The sequence below is a fragment of the Undibacterium sp. Di24W genome, from assembly GCF_049340325.1.
Taxonomy (GTDB): Bacteria; Pseudomonadota; Gammaproteobacteria; order Burkholderiales; family Burkholderiaceae_D; genus Undibacterium.
This window is the reverse complement of the sequence record NZ_JBMPOP010000003.1, coordinates 324,709-342,929: the sequence shown is the minus strand read 5'-3', so window position 1 is coordinate 342,929 and position 18,221 is coordinate 324,709. Positions and strand designations below refer to the sequence as shown.

Below are 18,221 nucleotides of genomic sequence, written 5' to 3'. Positions count from 1 at the left end.
TTTAGGTTTTCTTTATGAGCATACGTTCAAGTATGCCCTGCGAGTCAAAAGCGGCACGGCGTAATCTATCACTTACGCCCTGCCACTCTCTTTTTTCTGGTAGCGCTTCCACCAAAATAATATCGGCATCCACATGATCGAGCTCGCGCAGATCGGCGTACAGATCATGGGCATAGCCGATCGGATCAGGATTGAGTTGACGCCAGCCTTGCAATCGAGGATCGGTTGTATGCGATTCGTATGCCATGACAGCAACACGTTTTCCAGCCGCAAGTAATTGCGAAATGGTCGGTTCTAGATCTTCCACCGCAACCATCGCCACTGGTGTAGTCGGTGCGTAATGCGCCTCCAAAGTTCCGGATGCACGTGGTGCGGCTTGATCTGGTGCTTTCACAACCATACCTAACACCTGCTCCAATTGTAATGTAGTGATATGGCCTGGGCGCAGCAAAACTGGGCCATGCGTCGCTAGGCGACTCATATCCACGATCGTCGATTCTATGCCTACGTCACTTTGTCCGCCATCGAGCACGGCGGCAATCATGCCACTCGCCACTTCTACGGGAAATTCTTCTAGAACATGCTCTGCTTTGGTAGGACTGACATGTCCAAACTTATTGGCGGATGGCGCAGCCACACCGCCCTTGCCGCCTTTAAAGGCGCGTAATAAAGCTTGAGCAACTGGGTGCGATGGGCAGCGAACCCCAATCGAATCCTGACCACCAGAGACCGCATCGGGAATATGATCGGCGCGCTTCAAAATCAATGTTAATGGGCCCGGCCAAAAAGCATCAATCAATGCTTGAGCTGGCGCTGGAATCTCTTTGACCCAGTAAGCAATATCCGCCTCTGGTGCGACGTGCACAATCACAGGATGATTTGATGGACGACCCTTGGCTTTATAAATATTGGCGACCGCATCGACATTCTCGGCGTCGGCACCAAGACCATACACAGTTTCGGTTGGAAAGCCGACTAATGCGCCCTGCTCTAAGGCGCGAGCAGCTGCTTCAATTTGTTTTAAGGAACTCACACTTACCTCAGCGAAGATCAGACTGCAATGCCGAGGATGGCGCAAGCCTGATGCATCTCGTCTTGCGCTTGTTCTAAGGTCGCGGCGATAAAAGTGATATGTCCCATTTTACGAGCACGGCGCGCTTCTGCTTTACCGTATAAATGCAAATGGGCTGATGGCAGGGCCAAGACTTTATCCCATGCTGGTTGTCGTTCTAAATCTTGTGCAGTTCCATCCTCAAACCAGATATCACCGAGAATATTCAACATCACGCAAGGCGAATGCTGACGCACATCACCCAAAGGCAAACGCGCCATCGCTCTGACTTGCTGTGCGAACTGACTCGTGACGCAAGCATCAATCGTGTAATGCCCGCTATTATGCGGACGCGGCGCCATTTCATTGACGACCACGGAACCGTCCTGCAATACAAAAAATTCTATGCAAAGGACACCAACATAATTGATATCCGCGATCAATTTCAATGCGGCGTTTTGTGTCTTTAGAGCGGCTTCTGCTGAGACATGCGGACTCGGTACTGTGGTCGTGAATAAGATACCGTCCCTGTGTACGTTTTCTGCAATCGGATACACCACCGCCTGACCATCCGCACCACGTGCAACCAACACTGAAATCTCATAAGCGAGTGGCAGCATTTTTTCCAATACGCACACTACACCATGTAGGTCGGCGAACGCTGTACGCAATTCTTCTATAGTTTTGACACGCACTTGGCCCTTACCGTCATAGCCCATGCGTGCTGTTTTCAAAATCCCCGGGAATAAATCGGCACTGACTTTTTCTACATCATCTGCAGTACGAAGAATCGCGTGTGGTGCTGGCAAAATGCCCGTTTGTGGTGCACAGCGGGTGAAGAAGGCTTTCTCTTCGATGCGATCTTGTGCTATTGAGACGCAAGCGGCGCTTGGGGCAACAAAGCCTGTTTCTGCGAGCTTAGCCAAGCTCGCTGCCGGGACATTTTCAAATTCAGTAGTAAACGAAGAACAGCTTGCCGCTAATTGCTGCAACGCGTTTGCATCGTCGTACGCCGCTTGGATATGCGAATCGGCTGCATGTGCAGCTGGACTGCCCGCCTCCGGTTCCAATACCGTCACTTTAAAACCCAAAGCCTGTGCTTCATGCACAAACATGCGTCCCAATTGTCCACCGCCAACCATGCCTAACATGCTGGCTTTTGAATTCGGGAATTGCGGAGAGGTATTGATTAATGAAGTGGACATTATTGTTTTTTCCATGCTAGTGCGGTACAAATAAAATGCGATTTGAAACGAGATTTAATGCCAATACGAACTTTAAAAATCTAGAGCGCTTGTTACTCAATGTCATTCACGCGGAGGCGGGAATTCAGCGGCGTAAAAGCCTAAAGACACTGGATCCCTGCCTACGCAGAAATGACGCCTGAATGGCCATCGCTTCAGAATAACGGTGCAGAATACAGTGCGCTTCTAATGCGATAGATTTCTTTTTATGCTGAAATTGTGCTTCGACTACAAAGGCAAATGCATATCCCGCGCGACTTGTGTTTGCTTAGCGCGAAAGGCTTCTAACTTTGCTGCCATCGCATCATCTGTCGTCGCTAACATCGCAATCGCAGCCAAGGCAGCATTACCGGCGCCCGCCTCACCAATGGCGAATGTATTCACTGGAATACCTTTCGGCATTTGCACGATAGATAGTAATGAGTCTTCGCCACGTAAATACTTAGATGGCACCGGTACGCCAAATACCGGCACGATGGTCTTTGCCGCGATCATGCCTGGCAAATGAGCAGCGCCGCCAGCACCTGCGATGATGCCGCGAATGCCGCGACTGCGTGCTGTTTCGGCGTACGTAAACATATCATCTGGCATACGGTGAGCAGAGACGACCTTTGCTTCAAAAGGAATACCAAATTCTTTGAGCACACTAACTGCATGTTGCATTACATCCCAATCGGATGAAGAACCCATCACTACACCGATAACAGGTGTTGCATTTAATTTTACGTCGCTCATGATTAGGCCTTCAAGCTTTCACCGGTTAAACGCTCTAAGGCTTCACGGTATTTAGCGGCAGTTTTTTGCACAACATCATCCGGCAGAGTTGGCGCAGGCGCGGTCTTATTCCAAGTCGTAATCGTCTCTAAATAATCACGCACAAATTGCTTATCAAATGAAGGTGGCGAAATGCCCGTTGCATAGGAATCTGCAGGCCAGAAACGAGAAGAATCTGCTGTCAACACTTCATCCATCAAATGCAATACGCCATTGTCGTCGAGACCGAATTCAAACTTCGTATCAGCAATGATGATGCCGCGTGTCGCAGCGTAGTTTGCCGCTTCGGTGTAGAGCTGAATACTGATGTCGCGCATCTTGGCTGCGAGCTCCGCGCCTATGCGACTTTCCATGTCAGCAAAGCTGATGTTCTCATCGTGCTCGCCCATTTCAGCTTTTGCAGCTGGTGTGAAAATCGGAGCGTCTAATTTGGCGGCTTGTGGCAAACCCGCTGGTAATTGAATACCGCAGATCGCGCCTGTGTCCTGATAATCTTTCCAACCTGAACCAATGATGTAGCCACGGACTACCGCTTCGACCATGATAGGCTTCAAACGCTTCGCGACCACTGCGCGACCACGCACTTGCTCTGCTTCGTCCGCAGCGACAACGGATACTGGATCAATACCCGTCAAATGATTTGGCACGACGTGTCCAAGTTTTTCAAACCAGAAGTTGGCCATTTGATTGAGCACACGACCTTTATCAGGAATCGCTTCATTCATGATTACGTCAAATGCGGACAAGCGATCACTTGTCACGATCAGCAGTTTATCTTCGCCAACGGCATAGTTATCACGGACTTTGCCACGACCTAACAGTGGTAGCGAATGTAAAGTGGAGTTTATTTGCGTAGTCATAATGTGGTCTCAAAAAAAATGCTGAAGGGAGATTCATCAGTTCTTCATCAATACGTTAAACGCATCAACAAACAAGCTTTGAATCTCCCTGCGGGGCGCACCACGCGCCCGGTTTACTTCAATCTAAATTCAATCAAGAACGCTTATTTCACAAGCTGCGCCAAAGCACCAGACTTGTATTGCTCTGCAACTTTTTCCAAGGTCAAAGGCTTGATCTTTGCCGCTTGGCCTTCGCAACCGAATGCCAAGAAACGTGCTTTACAAACCAATTTCGCTGCTTCGCGTGCTGGTTTCAAATAATCGCGTGGATCAAACTTACTTGGATTTTCAAACATGTAACGACGAATAGCCGCAGTCATCGCCAAGCGGATATCGGTATCGATATTGATTTTACGTACGCCGTTTTGAATACCAATGACGATCTCTTCGACTGGCACGCCATAGGTTTCCTTCATGTCGCCACCGAATTGACGAATTTCTTCGAGCAATTCTTGTGGAACGGAGGAAGAACCGTGCATCACCAAATGCGTGTTCGGAATACGTGTGTGGATTTCTTTAATACGGTCAATCGCGAGAATATCACCGGTTGGCTTGCGAGAGAATTTATACGCACCGTGAGAAGTACCAATCGCAATCGCCAAAGCATCGCACTGAGTTTGCTTGACGAAATCAGCCGCTTGCGCAACGTCCGTCAACAATTGTTCACGTGTCATCTTGCCGTCTGCACCGTGGCCGTCTTCTTTGTCACCCATCATGGTTTCCAAAGAACCCAATACGCCCAATTCCGCCTCAACCGTTACACCGATAGAGTGAGAAAACTTCACCACTTCTTTTGATACGGCGACGTTGTACTCATAGCTGGCGACAGACTTACCGTCTTCCATCAAGGAACCGTCCATCATCACGGATGTAAAACCAGACTTGATCGCAGCCATACAAACTGCAGGAGATTGGCCGTGATCTTGATGCATCACCACTGGGATATGCGGATAAGCTTCAACCGCAGCAGAAATCAAATGACGCAAGAAAGCTTCACCGGCGTACTTACGCGCACCAGCAGAGGCTTGCATAATCACCGGCGCGCCGACTTCATTGGCCGCTTCCATGATCGCTGTGACTTGTTCCAAATTGTTGACATTAAACGCTGGAATGCCATAGCCGTTTTCAGCTGCATGGTCCAACAATTGACGCATAGATACGAGAGACATAGTTTTAACTCCAAATAAAAAAATCTTCAGTCGAAATGCTGATTAAGCTACTGCGCGACCACATTTTGAATTGGCGATGCTCGCTGTACTCGAGTAGAGCTGCGCTTCTCAATCCAAACTGTGACCGCTCGCTACGCTTACTCAGCACTTCTTTAAGCTTGTGGCCTTAAGACTTCGCCAGTTTTGAATTTTGTTCGTTATTCTTCTTACTCGGCACCTCTAGAAACTGAATTTTAGGGATGCAGTGCAAGGCGCAAAGCACAGCAATACACTAGTATTGCGAGCATTTGCAACGCCGCAATTCGCCCTACAATTCAGTTTACTCGCCGATCTTTACTATTCGCATTGCGTTCGTGCCACCCACTTTACCCATTTGCTCGCCCCAAGTTGCCACGATCAAATCACCTTTCTTCACGGCGCCTTTATCAAGCAAGACATTTTCCGCTTCTTTCAACACCAAATCACGGTCTGGGTTGTACGGTAATTTGAATGTCTGCACATTGCGGTACAAAGCCGCTTTACGCATAGTCGCTACACTTGGTGTCAAAGCAAACAAAGGCACATCAATACTTTGGCGGCTCATCCACAAAGCAGTCGAACCAGATTCAGTCAAGGCCGCAATCGCTTGCACGCGCAGGTGATGGGCTGTGAACAAAGCGCCGTAAGCAATGGATTGATCGATGCGCGTGAATTGCAAATTCAAAAAGTCAGCATCGAGCTTGCATTCTTGAAACTTCTCAGCTTCCAGGCAAATCGCTGCCATGGTTTCTACCGTTTCAATCGGATATTTACCGGAGGCAGTTTCGGCAGACAACATCACCGCATCGGTACCATCCAATACCGCATTCGCCACATCTGACACTTCGGCACGGGTTGGCACCGCGTTCACAATCATAGACTCCATCATTTGGGTCGCTGTGATCGCCAATTTATTCGATGCACGTGCCATTTTAATCATGCGTTTTTGCAAAGCTGGAACGGCCGCGTTGCCGACTTCAACTGCCAGGTCTCCACGTGCGACCATGATGCCATCGGAGGCATCCAAAATTTCTTGCAACGCAGGAATCGCTTCCGCACGCTCGATCTTCGCGATCATCATCGGTTTATGGTTAAACGGCTCTCCAGCAATATTTGCCAATTGACGCGCCATTTCCATATCCGTTGAATTTTTCGGGAAAGAAATCGCCAAATAGTCGGCTTGGAATGACATCGCTGTCTTGATGTCTTCCATGTCTTTTGCGGTTAATGCTGGGGCGGTCAAGCCACCACCTTGACGATTAATACCCTTGTTATTCGATAACTCACCGCCGATTTTTACTGTCGTGTGAATTTCATTACCAATGACTTTATCAACGATCAACACAATCAGACCGTCATTCAACAACAATACGTCCTTTGGCTTAACATCGCGAGGCAAGGCTTTGTAGTCGAGGCCAACGCGCTCTTGATTACCTAAGGTGCAATCGGCATCGAGAATAAACTTATCGCCATTTTCGATTTGAATCTTGCTATTTTCAAACTTACCAATACGGATTTTCGGGCCTTGCATATCCGCCATAATCGCGATTTCTATGCCGCAAACTTCGGCCGCTTGGCGCACCATATTTGCGCGATCAATGTGATCCTGAGCTTTACCATGTGAGAAGTTCAATCGAACCACATTCACACCAGCTTTTAACATTCTCACTAAGGTATCCAAATCATTGGATGCCGGGCCTACTGTCGCTACAATTTTGGTTCCGCGTAACATTGAATCTCCTGATGGATAATTTTTACAAGGTCGGGCTTAAACGTTCAAAACTTATTTTTTCGCCGCAGAGGCGCAGAGTACGCAGAGAAATTCAACACTAAAACTCTGCGCTCTCTGCGCCTCTACGGCTAATGCTTTTCCGCAGTTTTCTGCACAGATTACTGCGCAGCTCTTTGCAACAAAATTTCTACCGCTGGCAATGTCTTGCCTTCCAAGAATTCAAGGAAAGCACCGCCACCAGTCGAGATGTAACCAATTTTTTCTGTGATGTTGTACTTGGCAATTGCGGCTAAAGTATCGCCACCGCCAGCAATGGAGAAACCCTTGGAATCTGCAATCGCTTCAGCCAATACTTTAGTGCCATTACCAAATTGATCGAATTCAAACACGCCAACTGGCCCATTCCATACGATGGTGCCAGCTTGACGAATTTGCGCTGCTAAAACCTGCGCTGTTTCTGGACCGATGTCCAAAATCATATCGTCGTCTTGTACATCAGCAACCGCTTTAACTGTCGCGACAGCTGTTGGAGAAAATTCTTTTGCACATACGACATCAGTCGGGATAGGCACAATAGCGCCACGTGCTGCCATCATGTCCATGATGGCTTTTGCTTCATTGACTAGATCGGCTTCTGCCAAGGATTTACCAATCTTCAAACCGGCTGCCAACATGAAGGTATTCGCAATACCGCCGCCAACGATCAATTGATCGACTTTTTCTGCGAGCGATTTCAAGATGGTCAATTTACTGGAAACTTTTGAGCCAGCCACAATCGCCGCCAAAGGACGTGATGGATGGCCAAGTGCTTTACCTAAAGCATCGAGCTCAGCCGACAACAAAGGGCCAGCGCAGACGATAGGCGCATACTTCGCGATACCGTGTGTCGTCGCCTCAGCGCGATGCGCAGTACCGAAAGCATCGTTCACGTAAATGTCGCACAGCTTTGCCATTTTTTGCGCGAGCGCGTCATCGTTCTTTTTCTCGCCTTTGTTGACACGGCAGTTTTCCAACAAGACAACCTGACCTGCAGCAACTTCGACGCCATCAACCCAGTTTTGTTTGAGTTCAACTGTCACGCCTAACAACTCTGACAAGCGTTTAGCAACTGGCGCGAGAGAGTCTTCCGGCTTAAATTCACCTTCAGTCGGACGGCCTAAGTGAGATGTCACCATCACGGCAGAGCCCGCTTTTAAAGCTTGTTGAATCGCAGGAACCGAGGCGCGGATACGCGTGTCTTCGGTGATATTGCCAGCATCATCTTGCGGAACGTTCAAATCTGCACGAATAAAGACACGTTGACCTTGGAGTTTATTAGCAGCGATGAGATCGCTCAGACGATTAAATTGCATAGCAGGACCAGTTAAGTTGAGAACGAATCAAATCGGGGGGTAGGTATTTTCACAGTGTCACAGCGTAACTAGAATTAACTCGAAAGCAAGAAAACCTAAAATCCTGTGAAATTTCTAAATTAATCGCGCATTTTACCAAATCACAAGGATGATTCGCGATTTTTCTCATGAATATGCGAGCTGAAGCACTTATTTTTGAATACAGCCTAGCAAGCCCCTCTCTCGCAGTATCAATATCTCAAATAATCCGAAACGATTGTTTTTTATGTGCCGCTCATTTACATAGAAAACCTTATTACTTTAACTAACAAATTATGCAGACCGCCAAGATGCAAACAAAGCAATAAAAAAATAGTTTATTTATGATATTGCACACAACGCACCTTAATTGCAAAACGAGAACATCAGTATCTAAAAATCAACTAGCGATATGCCACTAAACAGGGACATTCGTCATATTTTCTTGCTACAATCGACATCTTGCTAATTCGTCAAAATTTCTAAGATTATTTCTGGAGCCCGGTCGATCAACAATACGAATAAACGACCTAATTGAATCCATTTAATGCAAGCTGCACATCATCCATCAATATGAAAAAAAACACATGCTGAATGGACGCCTATCTCTGATCACTCCGGAAGGCGTACGTCTATTACTCACTCCAGCCGGTCCAGTTCCACGTGCTTGGGCATGGGCTATTGATTTCTTTATCTACCTAGTTGCAATTTCTTTGCTTTCGATTTTGCTCAGCCAATTCAAACTAGGTACCGGAATGCTACTGATAGGTGGCTTTATCCTGTACTGGGGTTACGCGATTATTTGTGAAGTATATTGGGACGGGAGAACTTTAGGAAAACGTCTGTTTGGATTGCAGGTCTTACGTGCCGATGGACTGCCGGTCGGATGGCGCGAATCAGTTTTGCGCAATTTGTTATTAGTTGGCGACTTTCTTCCCTTTTTCTATTTAACAGGCTTACTTTGCATGTTATTTGACACCCAATTCCGGCGCTTGGGCGACATGGTTGCTGGCACGCAGGTTGTTTATCGCGCCCCAACTCTGCTGCGTCCCACCCTTCAAATGACAGGTAATGACGATAAAGACATGGCGGTCTTACCCTATCCACTTACTCCCGACCAGCAAAGAACCTTGATCGAGATGTTTGAACGCGAAAAAAGCCTACCCCGAGCTCGTATGCTAGAACTGGCGAGCTTAGCGCAAGCTCTCACTGGTCAAACCGGTGAAGCATCACTGGCTCGTTTGCGCGCCTACGTTGCAGGAATGAGGCTATGAAGCAAAAGCAATTTGAAATACAAAATGTAGCCTTGTGGGATCAGATTAAAACGATACTTGAGGAACGACATAAAAAAAAGAATACGCCTGCGCCAGCAGGATTGCAGGAATTCCCTGCTTTGTATCGACGTTTATGTCAAAACCTGGCATTAGCACTGCAACGTGGCTACTCACCAGCACTCACCGATTACTTACAAAAAATGGTAAGCGATTGTCATCAACTTTTGTACGGCAAGGCGGTCGAACGCCCTATGACTTTACACCGTTGGTTGTTGAGTGAATTCCCTCAGAGAGTGCGCGAAGAATGGCGTTTGTTACTGTTTGTCTGCCTGGCATTTTGGGGAGTTGGATTGTTGGTTGGTGTATTGGTCTGGTTTAATCCAGAGATGGCTTATAGTTTTTCATCTGCCGACAAGCTTGAAAAAATGAGACAAATGTACATGTCCGACAAGATTGGTGTTGGTCGCGGCGCTGAAGGCGATTTTACGATGTTTGGCATGTATATTTGGAACAATATCTCTATCGATTTTCGCACCTTTGGCGCGGGCGTCTTTGGTGGGATCCCCGCACTCTATATCATGGGTGTCAATGGTTTAGGTATGGGCGTTGTAGCTAGCTGGTTGAGCGCCGATCCTGCCACGCGCCATAATTTTTGGTCTTTTGTGATTACCCACGGTAGTTTCGAGATTGTTGGTATGTTGCTGTCCGGCGTGGCGGGTATGCGTTTGGGCTTATCCTTAATTCAACCGGGACGCCTCAGTCGCAGACGCGCTTTGTATGCCGCCAGCCAGCGTATGTTCCCTATCTTAGTTGGCGCCTCAATTTTGACTTTCATCGCGGCGTTCTTTGAAGCTTTTTGGAGCGCTAGCCCTGTCATTCCACATTCAGTTAAATATGCCGTCGGCGCGCTATGTTGGTTGCTAGTAATAGTTTTTTTTATTTTCGCTGGTCGGGTCAGGAGCTAAGGCGATGCAACTCGACCAATTACAAATCGATTTACGTCCACGCCCCAATGCTCAGGCCTTGGACCTCGGTTTTGCGCTATTGCGTAGTAATGCCGCTGTAGTTTACATCACGTGGTTAATGCTTTGGTTGCCGACAATTTTCCTGTGTGGTTTAGCGGCTTACTTTATACCTCACTTAGGATTCTTTGGTGGCGCCTGGTGGCTGGTGATCGCTTGGTGGATACGACCTTTGCTGGAACGCGCACCATTGTACATATTGTCGCGTCGAGTGTTTGGCGAAAGTGTGAGCTGGCAACAGGCGCTTAGGGCATGGCCAAGTCAATGCGGCGGTGGTTGGTTTCGTTTATTAGTATGGTGGCGACTATTCTCGGGCGGTCGCGGCTTATATCAACCAATCTGGCAACTAGAAGGCGCGCGCGGAAAAGTAGCGGCGAATCGCATTCGCATCATCGGCAACAAAACGATAGGCTCGGCAACCTGGTTTGGTATCGCCTGCGCACATTTTGAAGCTTTGTTGCAGCTTGGTCTATTTGCCTGCATTGGATTATTTATGAGTGACGATCAAATGGTCAATCCACTCAGTTTCTTTACTTCTAGTCTAACTGGCCCCAACTCATCGCTATGGCTGTTTTTAAGCTTTGCAGCTTATGCTATTTCAGCTGGCGTCATAGGACCTGTGTTTGTCGCCTGTAGCTTTACTTTGTACTTGAATCGTCGGGCATGTATTGAAGCATGGGATATAGAAATCATGCTGCGACAAATTGAAGCACCTCAGCTTGAAAGAAAGAGCTCCCACATAAAAGAACTTGCAGGAATTTTGATCCTTTGTTTTTCCAATTTACTGCTACCACCTAAGGATGTCTATGCAGCTGATCAAGCGACGATTAGCAAACCAAATTCTGCGGAAAAATGCGAAAAACCAAAATGGCTGAAAGCAAGCTCGGGGGAACGCGGCGAGCCACAAAGTAAACAACAACAAGAGATCAGAAATGATATTGATACGATCTATCAAGCGGAAGAGTTGCGCCCTTACTTGTGTCAAGAAATATGGAAGCGCCCCGACAAAACGGCACCCAAGCGAGACAAATTTGATCTTAGTTTACTCGCCATAGTGCTTAAATACATCGCGATTATCGCTGGCTTGTTTTTTGTTGGCTGGCTCTTATTTCGTTATCGTACGCAAATTTTCGGCTTTACTTTACCTGAACGAAAACGCTTCGCCACTGAAGTCGGTGGCTTAGATATTCGACCAGAATCTCTGCCTGACGACATCAGTTCCAGTGCACTGAATCTCTGGAAAAATGGGCAACAGCGTGCAGCTATTGCGCTTCTGTATCGCGCCACGCTGTCACGTCTAGTGAATGAACATGGAATGCTAATTAGTCAGGGCGCAACCGAAAATGATTGCCTGCGTTTAGCAAAAATAGCGCATAGCTTACATGAGCTAGATCTACCACGACTGCGGATCACAGAGACCTGCACCGCAATCTGGCTGAGTGCAGCTTACGCACATCGTTTTCCAGATAATATTGCTTTGCTTTGCCAAGATTGGAACCAAGAATTTGCGGCCAACAAGACGAATTTTTCGAAACATACCACACCTAACCAAGCGGCAAAAAACGGAGTGTCGATATGAGTAAATATCTCAAATCGTTGCGCCTATCGAATGGGATGAGTGCGGTAAGCCTTGTCTGGATAATTTTAATTGCCATCCTCATTGGTGGCATCGCATGGTGGTTATCGACACTAGAAAAAACCTGGATCGCACGAGAAAACCCGTCAACCGAGTTCATCAAAAACCCTATGATTGCGGCAACTCGCTTACTAGAAAAGCGTCAGTATCAAGTGCAGCTAGCGCCAGTCTTGACTGAAAATCTGATCAAAAGCGCGCGCAAAGGCACACTGATTATTGCGGACAACGACGGCTACATGAGTAAGGCTCAAACTAACGCCCTCTTTGCCTGGATAGCGCAGGGAAATACCTTAATTACTTTTCCCAAGTTGTCGACCCAAACTGTGCCTAAACCTGCTGCGGAAGCAAGAAAGGACATCGATCCAGATGATGAAGAGGACAATCATAGCGATGCAAAAAAAGATCCTGAGAAAACTGATGAAGTAGAACCAAATGCACAAGAAGATGCAACTGAAAAAAATTCAAATCAAAAAAGTAAACGGATAGCGACGCCATTAATTCGCGACCCGATAGGTGACTATTTAGGAGTCTCTAGCTTCTACGACGAACGGGCCGGCGTTAAATACTTTCACAGCGTCCTAGTAAACATACCGGATGTTTCGTATCCTTTAAAATTGCGCAAGCCTAGTTTCTTAAAACTAAAATCAAGCGCCAATAGCCGCACACCATTATTTACTGATGAGCACAACGATGTATTACAGGTTTATGCCGTCGGCAAAGGGCATATTGCAGTGCTCTCCGAAAATATCTTTGAGCTGCAGGGCTTGCGGCATTACGACCATGCCGAATTACTTTTAGCTTTAATAAACCTGAATCAAAAAAATCCAGGCGTCACGATAGTTCAGAGACTAAAAATTCCTAGCTGGTATGAATTGCTATGGAATGCATTCCCAGTCGCACTATGCTTACTTGTGGTCGCAATTGCGCTCCTATTTTGGCGCGCAGTCACACGCTTTGGCCCACTTTTACCTGAGACAAATTGGGAACGCCGCTCATTAATGGAACACATCGAAGCAAGCGGTCGCTGGGCATGGAGCACAGCAGTTGGGCGTGATTTATTGCTGACGGCGGTGCGAATATCCACCATGCAGGTGCTCAAAAAACGTGCCCCCGAATTACTCAACCTGTCCGTCAACGATCAACTACTGCACTTAGCGCAAATTTGCCAACTCGATCATGAGCACCTGGCACATGCATGGCACGATGCAGCTTCCAGTAATCCGCATTTATTCACCCGCCAGATTCAACACCTCCAACAATTGAGAGCGCATTATGAGCATTAATCCTAATTCTGTTGAAATCCAAAACGCTGCTGCCACAAATGCCTCAGGCATCGCACCAGAAAAATACCAACAAGCTTGCGATATAGTCAGTCGTATGCGCGAAGAAATACAACGCGCTGTGGTTGGTCAACATGAGGTAGTCGATCAAGTCTTAGCCTGCTGCTTGGCAGGAGGTCATATTTTATTGGAAGGCGTACCCGGTTTAGGTAAAACTCTATTGGTAAAAGCTTTAGCCAAGACTTTTTCTGGACAATTCTCACGAGTGCAATTCACTCCCGATTTGATGCCTGCGGATGTGATGGGACATGCCATCTACGATATTAAAAATCAGACTTTCAGCGTGCGTAAAGGGCCAGTTTTTACCAATCTATTGCTCGCCGACGAGATTAATCGTGCACCAGCCAAAACACAGTCAGCCTTGCTGGAGGTGATGCAAGAGCGCCAAGTAACAATAGAAAATGAATCGCATGGATTAGATGCACCGTTCATGGTATTGGCAACGCAAAATCCACTGGAAAGTGAAGGCACCTATCCATTACCGGAAGCGCAGTTGGATCGTTTTTTAGTGAAATGCCACATCGACTACCCTAACGAAAGAGAAGAATTGGCGATGTTACATATTGTCACCCATAAGCGAATTGGTGATGGCTTAGACGTCAAGCAAGTGAGCACGGTCATCAAACCAGAAACCATTATCGCCCTCCAACAAATCGTGGCACAAATCAGCGTGGACGATGCGGTCGCCAACTACGCGGTGCGTATCGTTCGTGCGACTCGCGATTGTCCGGGAATTTCTATCGGTGCGGGACCTCGAGGCAGTATTGCCTTAATCCGTATTGCTCGCGCTTTCGCGCTGCTCAACAAACGTGATTTCGTAACGCCAGATGATATTAAGACAGCCTGTTTGCCAGTATTACGTCACCGCGTTGCCTTGTCACCAGAGAGTGAACTCGACGGTTTGAGTAGCGATAATATTCTAAGCAATCTGATCGAACAAATTCCTGCGCCGCGCGCCTAAAAAATCTAAAGAAGTAGAAAGACCTATCGTATGACGCCTTCACGTCGCTTATTGTTGATCTTTTTTGCGTTAGTAGCGCTAGGCTTTTTTCAGCTAGTGTTACCGCAAATCGCGACTTATGTCTGGGCACCACTTGGCCTTTTGACTTTATACACACTGGCCGATATTTGGGAGCTGAGGCGCGCGCCGGATCTAACTATTACTCGTACTTTACAAGGTGTTTGGCCCGTCGATGTTTGGAACAGCGTCACTTTAACAATACACAACCATAGTCAGTACAAAGTACATTTGGACCTCATCGATGATTACCCGACCGCTTGGCAGCTAGAAGGTTTACCACATACGACCGTGATCGCCGCTAACAGCTTTACTGCAATCACGTATAGGCTACGTCCAAATAGCCGGGGCAATGCCCAATTCGGCCAGCCCTTTGTCCGTGTGCGCGCATTCTATCAATTATGGGAGCGCCAATTTCGCATCGGCGAAACGCATGCTGTCAAAGTGTTTCCTGATTTTTCTAATTTATTGGGTAATAGCCTGCACGCAACTGATAGACGCTCTCCGACCGTAGGCGCGATACGCAAGCGTCGTCGTGGCGAAGGAACCGATTTCCGACAATTGCGCGATTATCGCCAAGGTGATAGCCAACGCTCTATCGATTGGAAAGCAACCGCGCGCTATCAAAAACCGATCAGTCGTGAATACCAGGAAGAACGTGACCAACAAATTATTTTCTTACTCGATACCGGGCGGCGCATGCTGGCACAAGATGGCGTTACCAATCATTTTGACCACGCGCTCAATGCGATACTAACACTCAGCTTTATCGCACAAAAACAAGGCGATGCAATTGGGCTGATGACCTTTGGTGGCGACATTCGTTGGCTAGCGCCTCACAAAGGACGCGTGGGTTTGGATAGAATGATGGCCGGCGTTTACGATCTGCAAGCAAGTGAAGTCGCGCCCGACTATACCTTGGCCGCAAGTACGCTGTTAAATAAATTGAGCAAACGCGCTTTCGTCGTACTCATTACCAATTTGCGCGACGAAGACGATCAAGCCATGCGTACTGCCTGCGAGCTACTCTCAACTAAGCATTTGGTGTTGTGCGCGAGCTTAAGAGAAAAATCATTGGATAAGGCCTTAAGCACGCCTGTACAGCAATTTCCTGATGCCTTACGCTTTGCGGCAAGCACACATTATTTACAACAACGGGAACAAGCCATCAAACGTTTGGGGGTGCGTGCGACCCAGCTGATTGATATTCTTCCGGAACGGCTGAGTTTCAGTCTGGTGAACCGCTACTTAGAGATTAAAGAAAGTGGTGCTTTGTAGGTGGCTCTAGACGTAAAAAAAGGGCGCTAATTTTTAGCGCCTTTTTGTTTCTTACTTCGTAGATTAGCGATTTCCTGGCACTTCCGGTACGCCTTGATTGGATGGCATGGGCATCTCCGTCCGAGCTGCAGCTGCCTTCGCCCTCTCTGTGTATTTCTGATAAGCTGGTATTGAGACCGCTGCAAGAACCCCGATCAACATAATTGGGAAAAAGATCGCTAAAAATAACCAAGTCGGATTCTTGTTCGCTTGTTTTCCAAAGCGATTGCTTCCTGGTGTGCCTGGACCAAATACCAAATACAAACCGATAAGAATGTTTACTAAAGGAATAAATATCAAAATGCTCCACCACCCCGAATGATCAAGATCATTCAGTCGGCGTTTTGCGTAAATGATAGAAACAGCAAAGATCGGGATATATAGCGCGAAAATAAACATCGGAGAACCAGAACCATTTCTGGCCAATGATGGAAGCATCACCGAAGCGAGAATTCCAATTGGAAACATTAACATGATCATCGTAAGGTTCAAATACGCAAGGTAACGAATTCGTCCCAGACGACCAGATAAAGCCCACATTTTAGGCTGATAAGTATCTTCATCTTCAGGCGCGTTTGATAAATCTGCGTTGGGTGCCGAATAGATATTTTCCAAGATGACTCCTTTACTAAGTTACGAGAAAAATGATTATTTAAGTCGCGAGTATGGATCATTATGATTAAAAAAGCCACATTATTACTAGGCTCACATCTGATGATAATTGTCCGACGTGCCAGCTAAGGCTTATAACAAGATTTCTTTAAGTAAATAGCCGAAGTTAAAAATACAGCCTCGCCAAGGTAAACATCCCCATACCAAAAATAATGGTCAGTAGCATGTCTTTCTTCCACAGATAAAAAATAGCTGCGGCGATTCCGGCAATTAACTTTGGATTATGCAAGCTGGTGATAAGTTGGTTGTCGTTGATGAAAAAATCCGGAACCACAATCGCCGCCAACGCGCAACTAGGTGCATAACGCAAAGCTTCCTGCACACGTTTTGGCAAATTAATATGGTGGCCGACTACCCAAAAAGCGCTGCGATCAATAATCGTCGCGACCGTCAGTAGAATAATGACGATCCAGATTTCAATATCACTCATCGTGTTTCTCCTGCGGAACCACCGGAGCAACGGGTTCAAAATGCTCTTCCACCCACATTGCGACAGTCATACCTACCAACACTGCAAGTAACAAACCTAATTTATACGGCATCGTATACGCCACTACGGAGATAACTCCTGCGACGACTACACCGATAAAGCCAGGACGATTGCGCATCAATGGCAGCAAAATACAGAGAATTGCAAGAGTGCCAGCAAACCCCAATCCCCAATGCATAGGCACTTGGCTTCCAGCTAAGATTCCTAAAATTGACCCTGCTTGCCAGACAAACCAATTCGGTACAATTAAGCCTTTTAAATACAATACTTGATCACGCTCTTCCTCTGCGTTTTGCCACATTATTGGAAATCGTTGCATAAACAAAGGGGCCGAAATATCGCCAGTCAAAAAACCTAAACAAGTACGATGCATCCAAGGCAAATGCGCAAATCGAGGTGCGACTAAAGCGGACATAATCAGAAAACGCAAATTGACGATCAATGCCGTCGCAAAAATCACCCATATCGGTGCATTAGCCACAATCAAAGGCAGCGCCGCCAACTGTGCAGAACCTGCAAACACCAGAAGCGTCATACCCAAAGCTTGAGGCAAACTCAAGCCCGCTTTAATCATGGCGATACCGACCACCATGCCCCAAGCCGCCATCCCGAATAAAGAAGGTGCGGAAGCTTTGAAACCTTCACGATAAAGGGGAGAATTCCAGTCTTTTAACATAGTGATCGCGTAGTGGGCATAGAAGAAAGAGGTGGCGTTTTTTAATGGCGCCCACATTTGAGCCGCGAAGTAAAAGCGATATTGTACTGCCCAAGGCCAATATTTACTTAAAACCAAGTCGAAGTGCGCAGAATGCACGTAAAAATGCAAGTTTGTATCGCGCCTGAACCCAATGCGGAAAGCGCATTGATGATTCATGGGTGATCGATATCAATGTCTCTCTAAGAGCCCACGCAAACCGAAAGGAATCCGTTAAAATCACGCTCTATGAAAAATTCTTCCATTCAGGAGCGCATCATGTCAAATAAGCCAACTACACCCGCGGTTGAATTACAAGCAAAAGACTTACCTGCTCATTGCCCCAATCCGGCAATGCCGCTGTGGTCTTCACATCCACGAGTTTATTTAGATTTATCACATGGCGGCTCAGCCACCTGTTCATATTGTGGAACGGTGTACACCTTGGCACCTGGGACGGTATTAAAAGCGCATTAAATTTCCGTGATCGCCACTTTAAGA

The 18,221-nt window shown here is 47.1% G+C and carries 17 protein-coding genes; 7 read left to right on the top strand and 10 right to left on the bottom strand.

Annotated elements, in window-relative coordinates:
• Position 1: 1 nt before the first annotated feature.
• The 7 genes from ACO0KZ_RS07770 to ACO0KZ_RS07740 all read right to left on the bottom strand — a co-directional run bounded on the left by ACO0KZ_RS07770 (position 2) and on the right by ACO0KZ_RS07740 (position 8,239).
• Entirely contained in the window at positions 2-1,033 is a 1,032-nt protein-coding gene (locus tag ACO0KZ_RS07770) for an L-threonylcarbamoyladenylate synthase (RefSeq protein ID WP_422994416.1), read from the bottom strand.
• Positions 1,034-1,050: 17 nt separating this feature from the next.
• Positions 1,051-2,256 carry a 5-(carboxyamino)imidazole ribonucleotide synthase gene (locus ACO0KZ_RS07765; protein ID WP_422994414.1) on the bottom strand — a complete coding sequence of 402 codons (1,206 nt, stop codon included), beginning with the start codon at positions 2,254-2,256 and terminating at the stop codon, positions 1,051-1,053.
• 267 nt (positions 2,257-2,523) lie between these two features.
• Positions 2,524-3,030 carry a 5-(carboxyamino)imidazole ribonucleotide mutase gene (gene purE / locus ACO0KZ_RS07760; protein WP_422994412.1) on the bottom strand — a complete coding sequence of 169 codons (507 nt, stop codon included), beginning with the start codon at positions 3,028-3,030 and terminating at the stop codon, positions 2,524-2,526.
• 2 nt (positions 3,031-3,032) lie between these two features.
• Positions 3,033-3,929, bottom strand: a complete 897-nt coding sequence (locus ACO0KZ_RS07755; RefSeq protein ID WP_422994410.1) for a phosphoribosylaminoimidazolesuccinocarboxamide synthase — start codon at positions 3,927-3,929, stop codon at positions 3,033-3,035.
• 143 nt (positions 3,930-4,072) lie between these two features.
• Positions 4,073-5,137, bottom strand: coding sequence for a class II fructose-bisphosphate aldolase (fba, locus tag ACO0KZ_RS07750; RefSeq protein ID WP_395007200.1), 1,065 nt, complete (start codon positions 5,135-5,137; stop codon positions 4,073-4,075).
• Positions 5,138-5,456: 319 nt separating this feature from the next.
• Positions 5,457-6,887 carry a pyruvate kinase gene (pyk, locus tag ACO0KZ_RS07745; RefSeq protein ID WP_422994407.1) on the bottom strand — a complete coding sequence of 477 codons (1,431 nt, stop codon included), beginning with the start codon at positions 6,885-6,887 and terminating at the stop codon, positions 5,457-5,459.
• A 158-nt stretch (positions 6,888-7,045) separates the two neighbouring features.
• On the bottom strand, positions 7,046-8,239 hold the full coding sequence (locus ACO0KZ_RS07740; protein ID WP_422994405.1) for a phosphoglycerate kinase: 1,194 nt from the start codon (positions 8,237-8,239) through the stop codon (positions 7,046-7,048).
• 605 nt (positions 8,240-8,844) lie between these two features.
• Between ACO0KZ_RS07740 and ACO0KZ_RS07735 the strand changes: the two genes are divergently transcribed.
• The 6 genes from ACO0KZ_RS07735 to ACO0KZ_RS07710 all read left to right on the top strand — a co-directional run bounded on the left by ACO0KZ_RS07735 (position 8,845) and on the right by ACO0KZ_RS07710 (position 15,825).
• Positions 8,845-9,531 (top strand): RDD family protein, encoded by a 687-nt coding sequence (locus tag ACO0KZ_RS07735; RefSeq protein ID WP_422994403.1) that lies wholly within the window; start codon positions 8,845-8,847, stop codon positions 9,529-9,531.
• Entirely contained in the window at positions 9,528-10,496 is a 969-nt protein-coding gene (locus tag ACO0KZ_RS07730) for a stage II sporulation protein M (RefSeq protein WP_422994401.1), read from the top strand. The genes ACO0KZ_RS07735 and ACO0KZ_RS07730 overlap by 4 nt, the downstream gene beginning before the upstream one ends.
• Positions 10,497-10,500: 4 nt before the next feature.
• Positions 10,501-12,132 (top strand): hypothetical protein, encoded by a 1,632-nt coding sequence (locus ACO0KZ_RS07725; protein WP_422994399.1) that lies wholly within the window; start codon positions 10,501-10,503, stop codon positions 12,130-12,132.
• Complete coding sequence (locus ACO0KZ_RS07720) at positions 12,129-13,472, top strand: DUF4350 domain-containing protein (protein WP_422994397.1); 1,344 nt, start codon at positions 12,129-12,131, stop codon at positions 13,470-13,472. Before ACO0KZ_RS07725 ends, ACO0KZ_RS07720 begins: the two co-directional genes overlap by 4 nt.
• A gap of 94 nt (positions 13,473-13,566) precedes the next feature.
• On the top strand, positions 13,567-14,490 hold the full coding sequence (locus ACO0KZ_RS07715) for an AAA family ATPase (RefSeq protein WP_422994863.1): 924 nt from the start codon (positions 13,567-13,569) through the stop codon (positions 14,488-14,490).
• Between the two features lie 30 nt (positions 14,491-14,520).
• Complete coding sequence (locus ACO0KZ_RS07710) at positions 14,521-15,825, top strand: DUF58 domain-containing protein (RefSeq protein ID WP_422994395.1); 1,305 nt, start codon at positions 14,521-14,523, stop codon at positions 15,823-15,825.
• Positions 15,826-15,888: 63 nt separating this feature from the next.
• Here ACO0KZ_RS07710 and ACO0KZ_RS07705 read toward each other — a convergent pair whose 3' ends face one another.
• The 3 genes from ACO0KZ_RS07705 to ACO0KZ_RS07695 form a co-directional block, all read right to left on the bottom strand.
• Positions 15,889-16,479, bottom strand: coding sequence for a DUF805 domain-containing protein (locus tag ACO0KZ_RS07705; protein WP_422994393.1), 591 nt, complete (start codon positions 16,477-16,479; stop codon positions 15,889-15,891).
• A 163-nt stretch (positions 16,480-16,642) separates the two neighbouring features.
• The gene (locus tag ACO0KZ_RS07700) at positions 16,643-16,966 is read right to left on the bottom strand and encodes an AzlD domain-containing protein (protein ID WP_422994391.1); all 324 of its coding nucleotides are present in this window, start codon (positions 16,964-16,966) and stop codon (positions 16,643-16,645) included.
• Positions 16,959-17,900, bottom strand: a complete 942-nt coding sequence (locus ACO0KZ_RS07695; RefSeq protein ID WP_422994389.1) for an AzlC family ABC transporter permease — start codon at positions 17,898-17,900, stop codon at positions 16,959-16,961. The genes ACO0KZ_RS07700 and ACO0KZ_RS07695 overlap by 8 nt, the downstream gene beginning before the upstream one ends.
• Before the next feature lie 99 nt (positions 17,901-17,999).
• On the opposite strand from ACO0KZ_RS07695, the gene ACO0KZ_RS07690 reads away from it, so the two are divergent.
• The gene (locus ACO0KZ_RS07690; protein WP_422994387.1) at positions 18,000-18,197 is read left to right on the top strand and encodes a zinc-finger domain-containing protein; all 198 of its coding nucleotides are present in this window, start codon (positions 18,000-18,002) and stop codon (positions 18,195-18,197) included.
• The last annotated feature ends 24 nt before the right edge of the window (positions 18,198-18,221 follow it).

Excerpts from the sequence above, each read along its gene's own strand:
- ACO0KZ_RS07765 (WP_422994414.1), bottom strand. The coding sequence starts at position 2,256 with ATGTCCACTTCATTAATCAATACCTCTCCGCAATTCCCGAATTCAAAA.
- purE (WP_422994412.1), bottom strand. The coding sequence starts at position 3,030 with ATGAGCGACGTAAAATTAAATGCAACACCTGTTATCGGTGTAGTGATG.
- ACO0KZ_RS07755 (WP_422994410.1), bottom strand. The coding sequence starts at position 3,929 with ATGACTACGCAAATAAACTCCACTTTACATTCGCTACCACTGTTAGGT.
- fba (WP_395007200.1), bottom strand. The coding sequence starts at position 5,137 with ATGTCTCTCGTATCTATGCGTCAATTGTTGGACCATGCAGCTGAAAAC.
- pyk (WP_422994407.1), bottom strand. The coding sequence starts at position 6,887 with ATGTTACGCGGAACCAAAATTGTAGCGACAGTAGGCCCGGCATCCAAT.
- ACO0KZ_RS07740 (WP_422994405.1), bottom strand. The coding sequence starts at position 8,239 with ATGCAATTTAATCGTCTGAGCGATCTCATCGCTGCTAATAAACTCCAA.
- ACO0KZ_RS07735 (WP_422994403.1), top strand. The coding sequence starts at position 8,845 with ATGCTGAATGGACGCCTATCTCTGATCACTCCGGAAGGCGTACGTCTA.
- ACO0KZ_RS07730 (WP_422994401.1), top strand. The coding sequence starts at position 9,528 with ATGAAGCAAAAGCAATTTGAAATACAAAATGTAGCCTTGTGGGATCAG.
- ACO0KZ_RS07725 (WP_422994399.1), top strand. The coding sequence starts at position 10,501 with ATGCAACTCGACCAATTACAAATCGATTTACGTCCACGCCCCAATGCT.
- ACO0KZ_RS07720 (WP_422994397.1), top strand. The coding sequence starts at position 12,129 with ATGAGTAAATATCTCAAATCGTTGCGCCTATCGAATGGGATGAGTGCG.
- ACO0KZ_RS07715 (WP_422994863.1), top strand. The coding sequence starts at position 13,567 with ATGCGCGAAGAAATACAACGCGCTGTGGTTGGTCAACATGAGGTAGTC.
- ACO0KZ_RS07710 (WP_422994395.1), top strand. The coding sequence starts at position 14,521 with ATGACGCCTTCACGTCGCTTATTGTTGATCTTTTTTGCGTTAGTAGCG.
- ACO0KZ_RS07700 (WP_422994391.1), bottom strand. The coding sequence starts at position 16,966 with ATGAGTGATATTGAAATCTGGATCGTCATTATTCTACTGACGGTCGCG.
- ACO0KZ_RS07695 (WP_422994389.1), bottom strand. The coding sequence starts at position 17,900 with ATGAATCATCAATGCGCTTTCCGCATTGGGTTCAGGCGCGATACAAAC.
- ACO0KZ_RS07690 (WP_422994387.1), top strand. The coding sequence starts at position 18,000 with ATGTCAAATAAGCCAACTACACCCGCGGTTGAATTACAAGCAAAAGAC.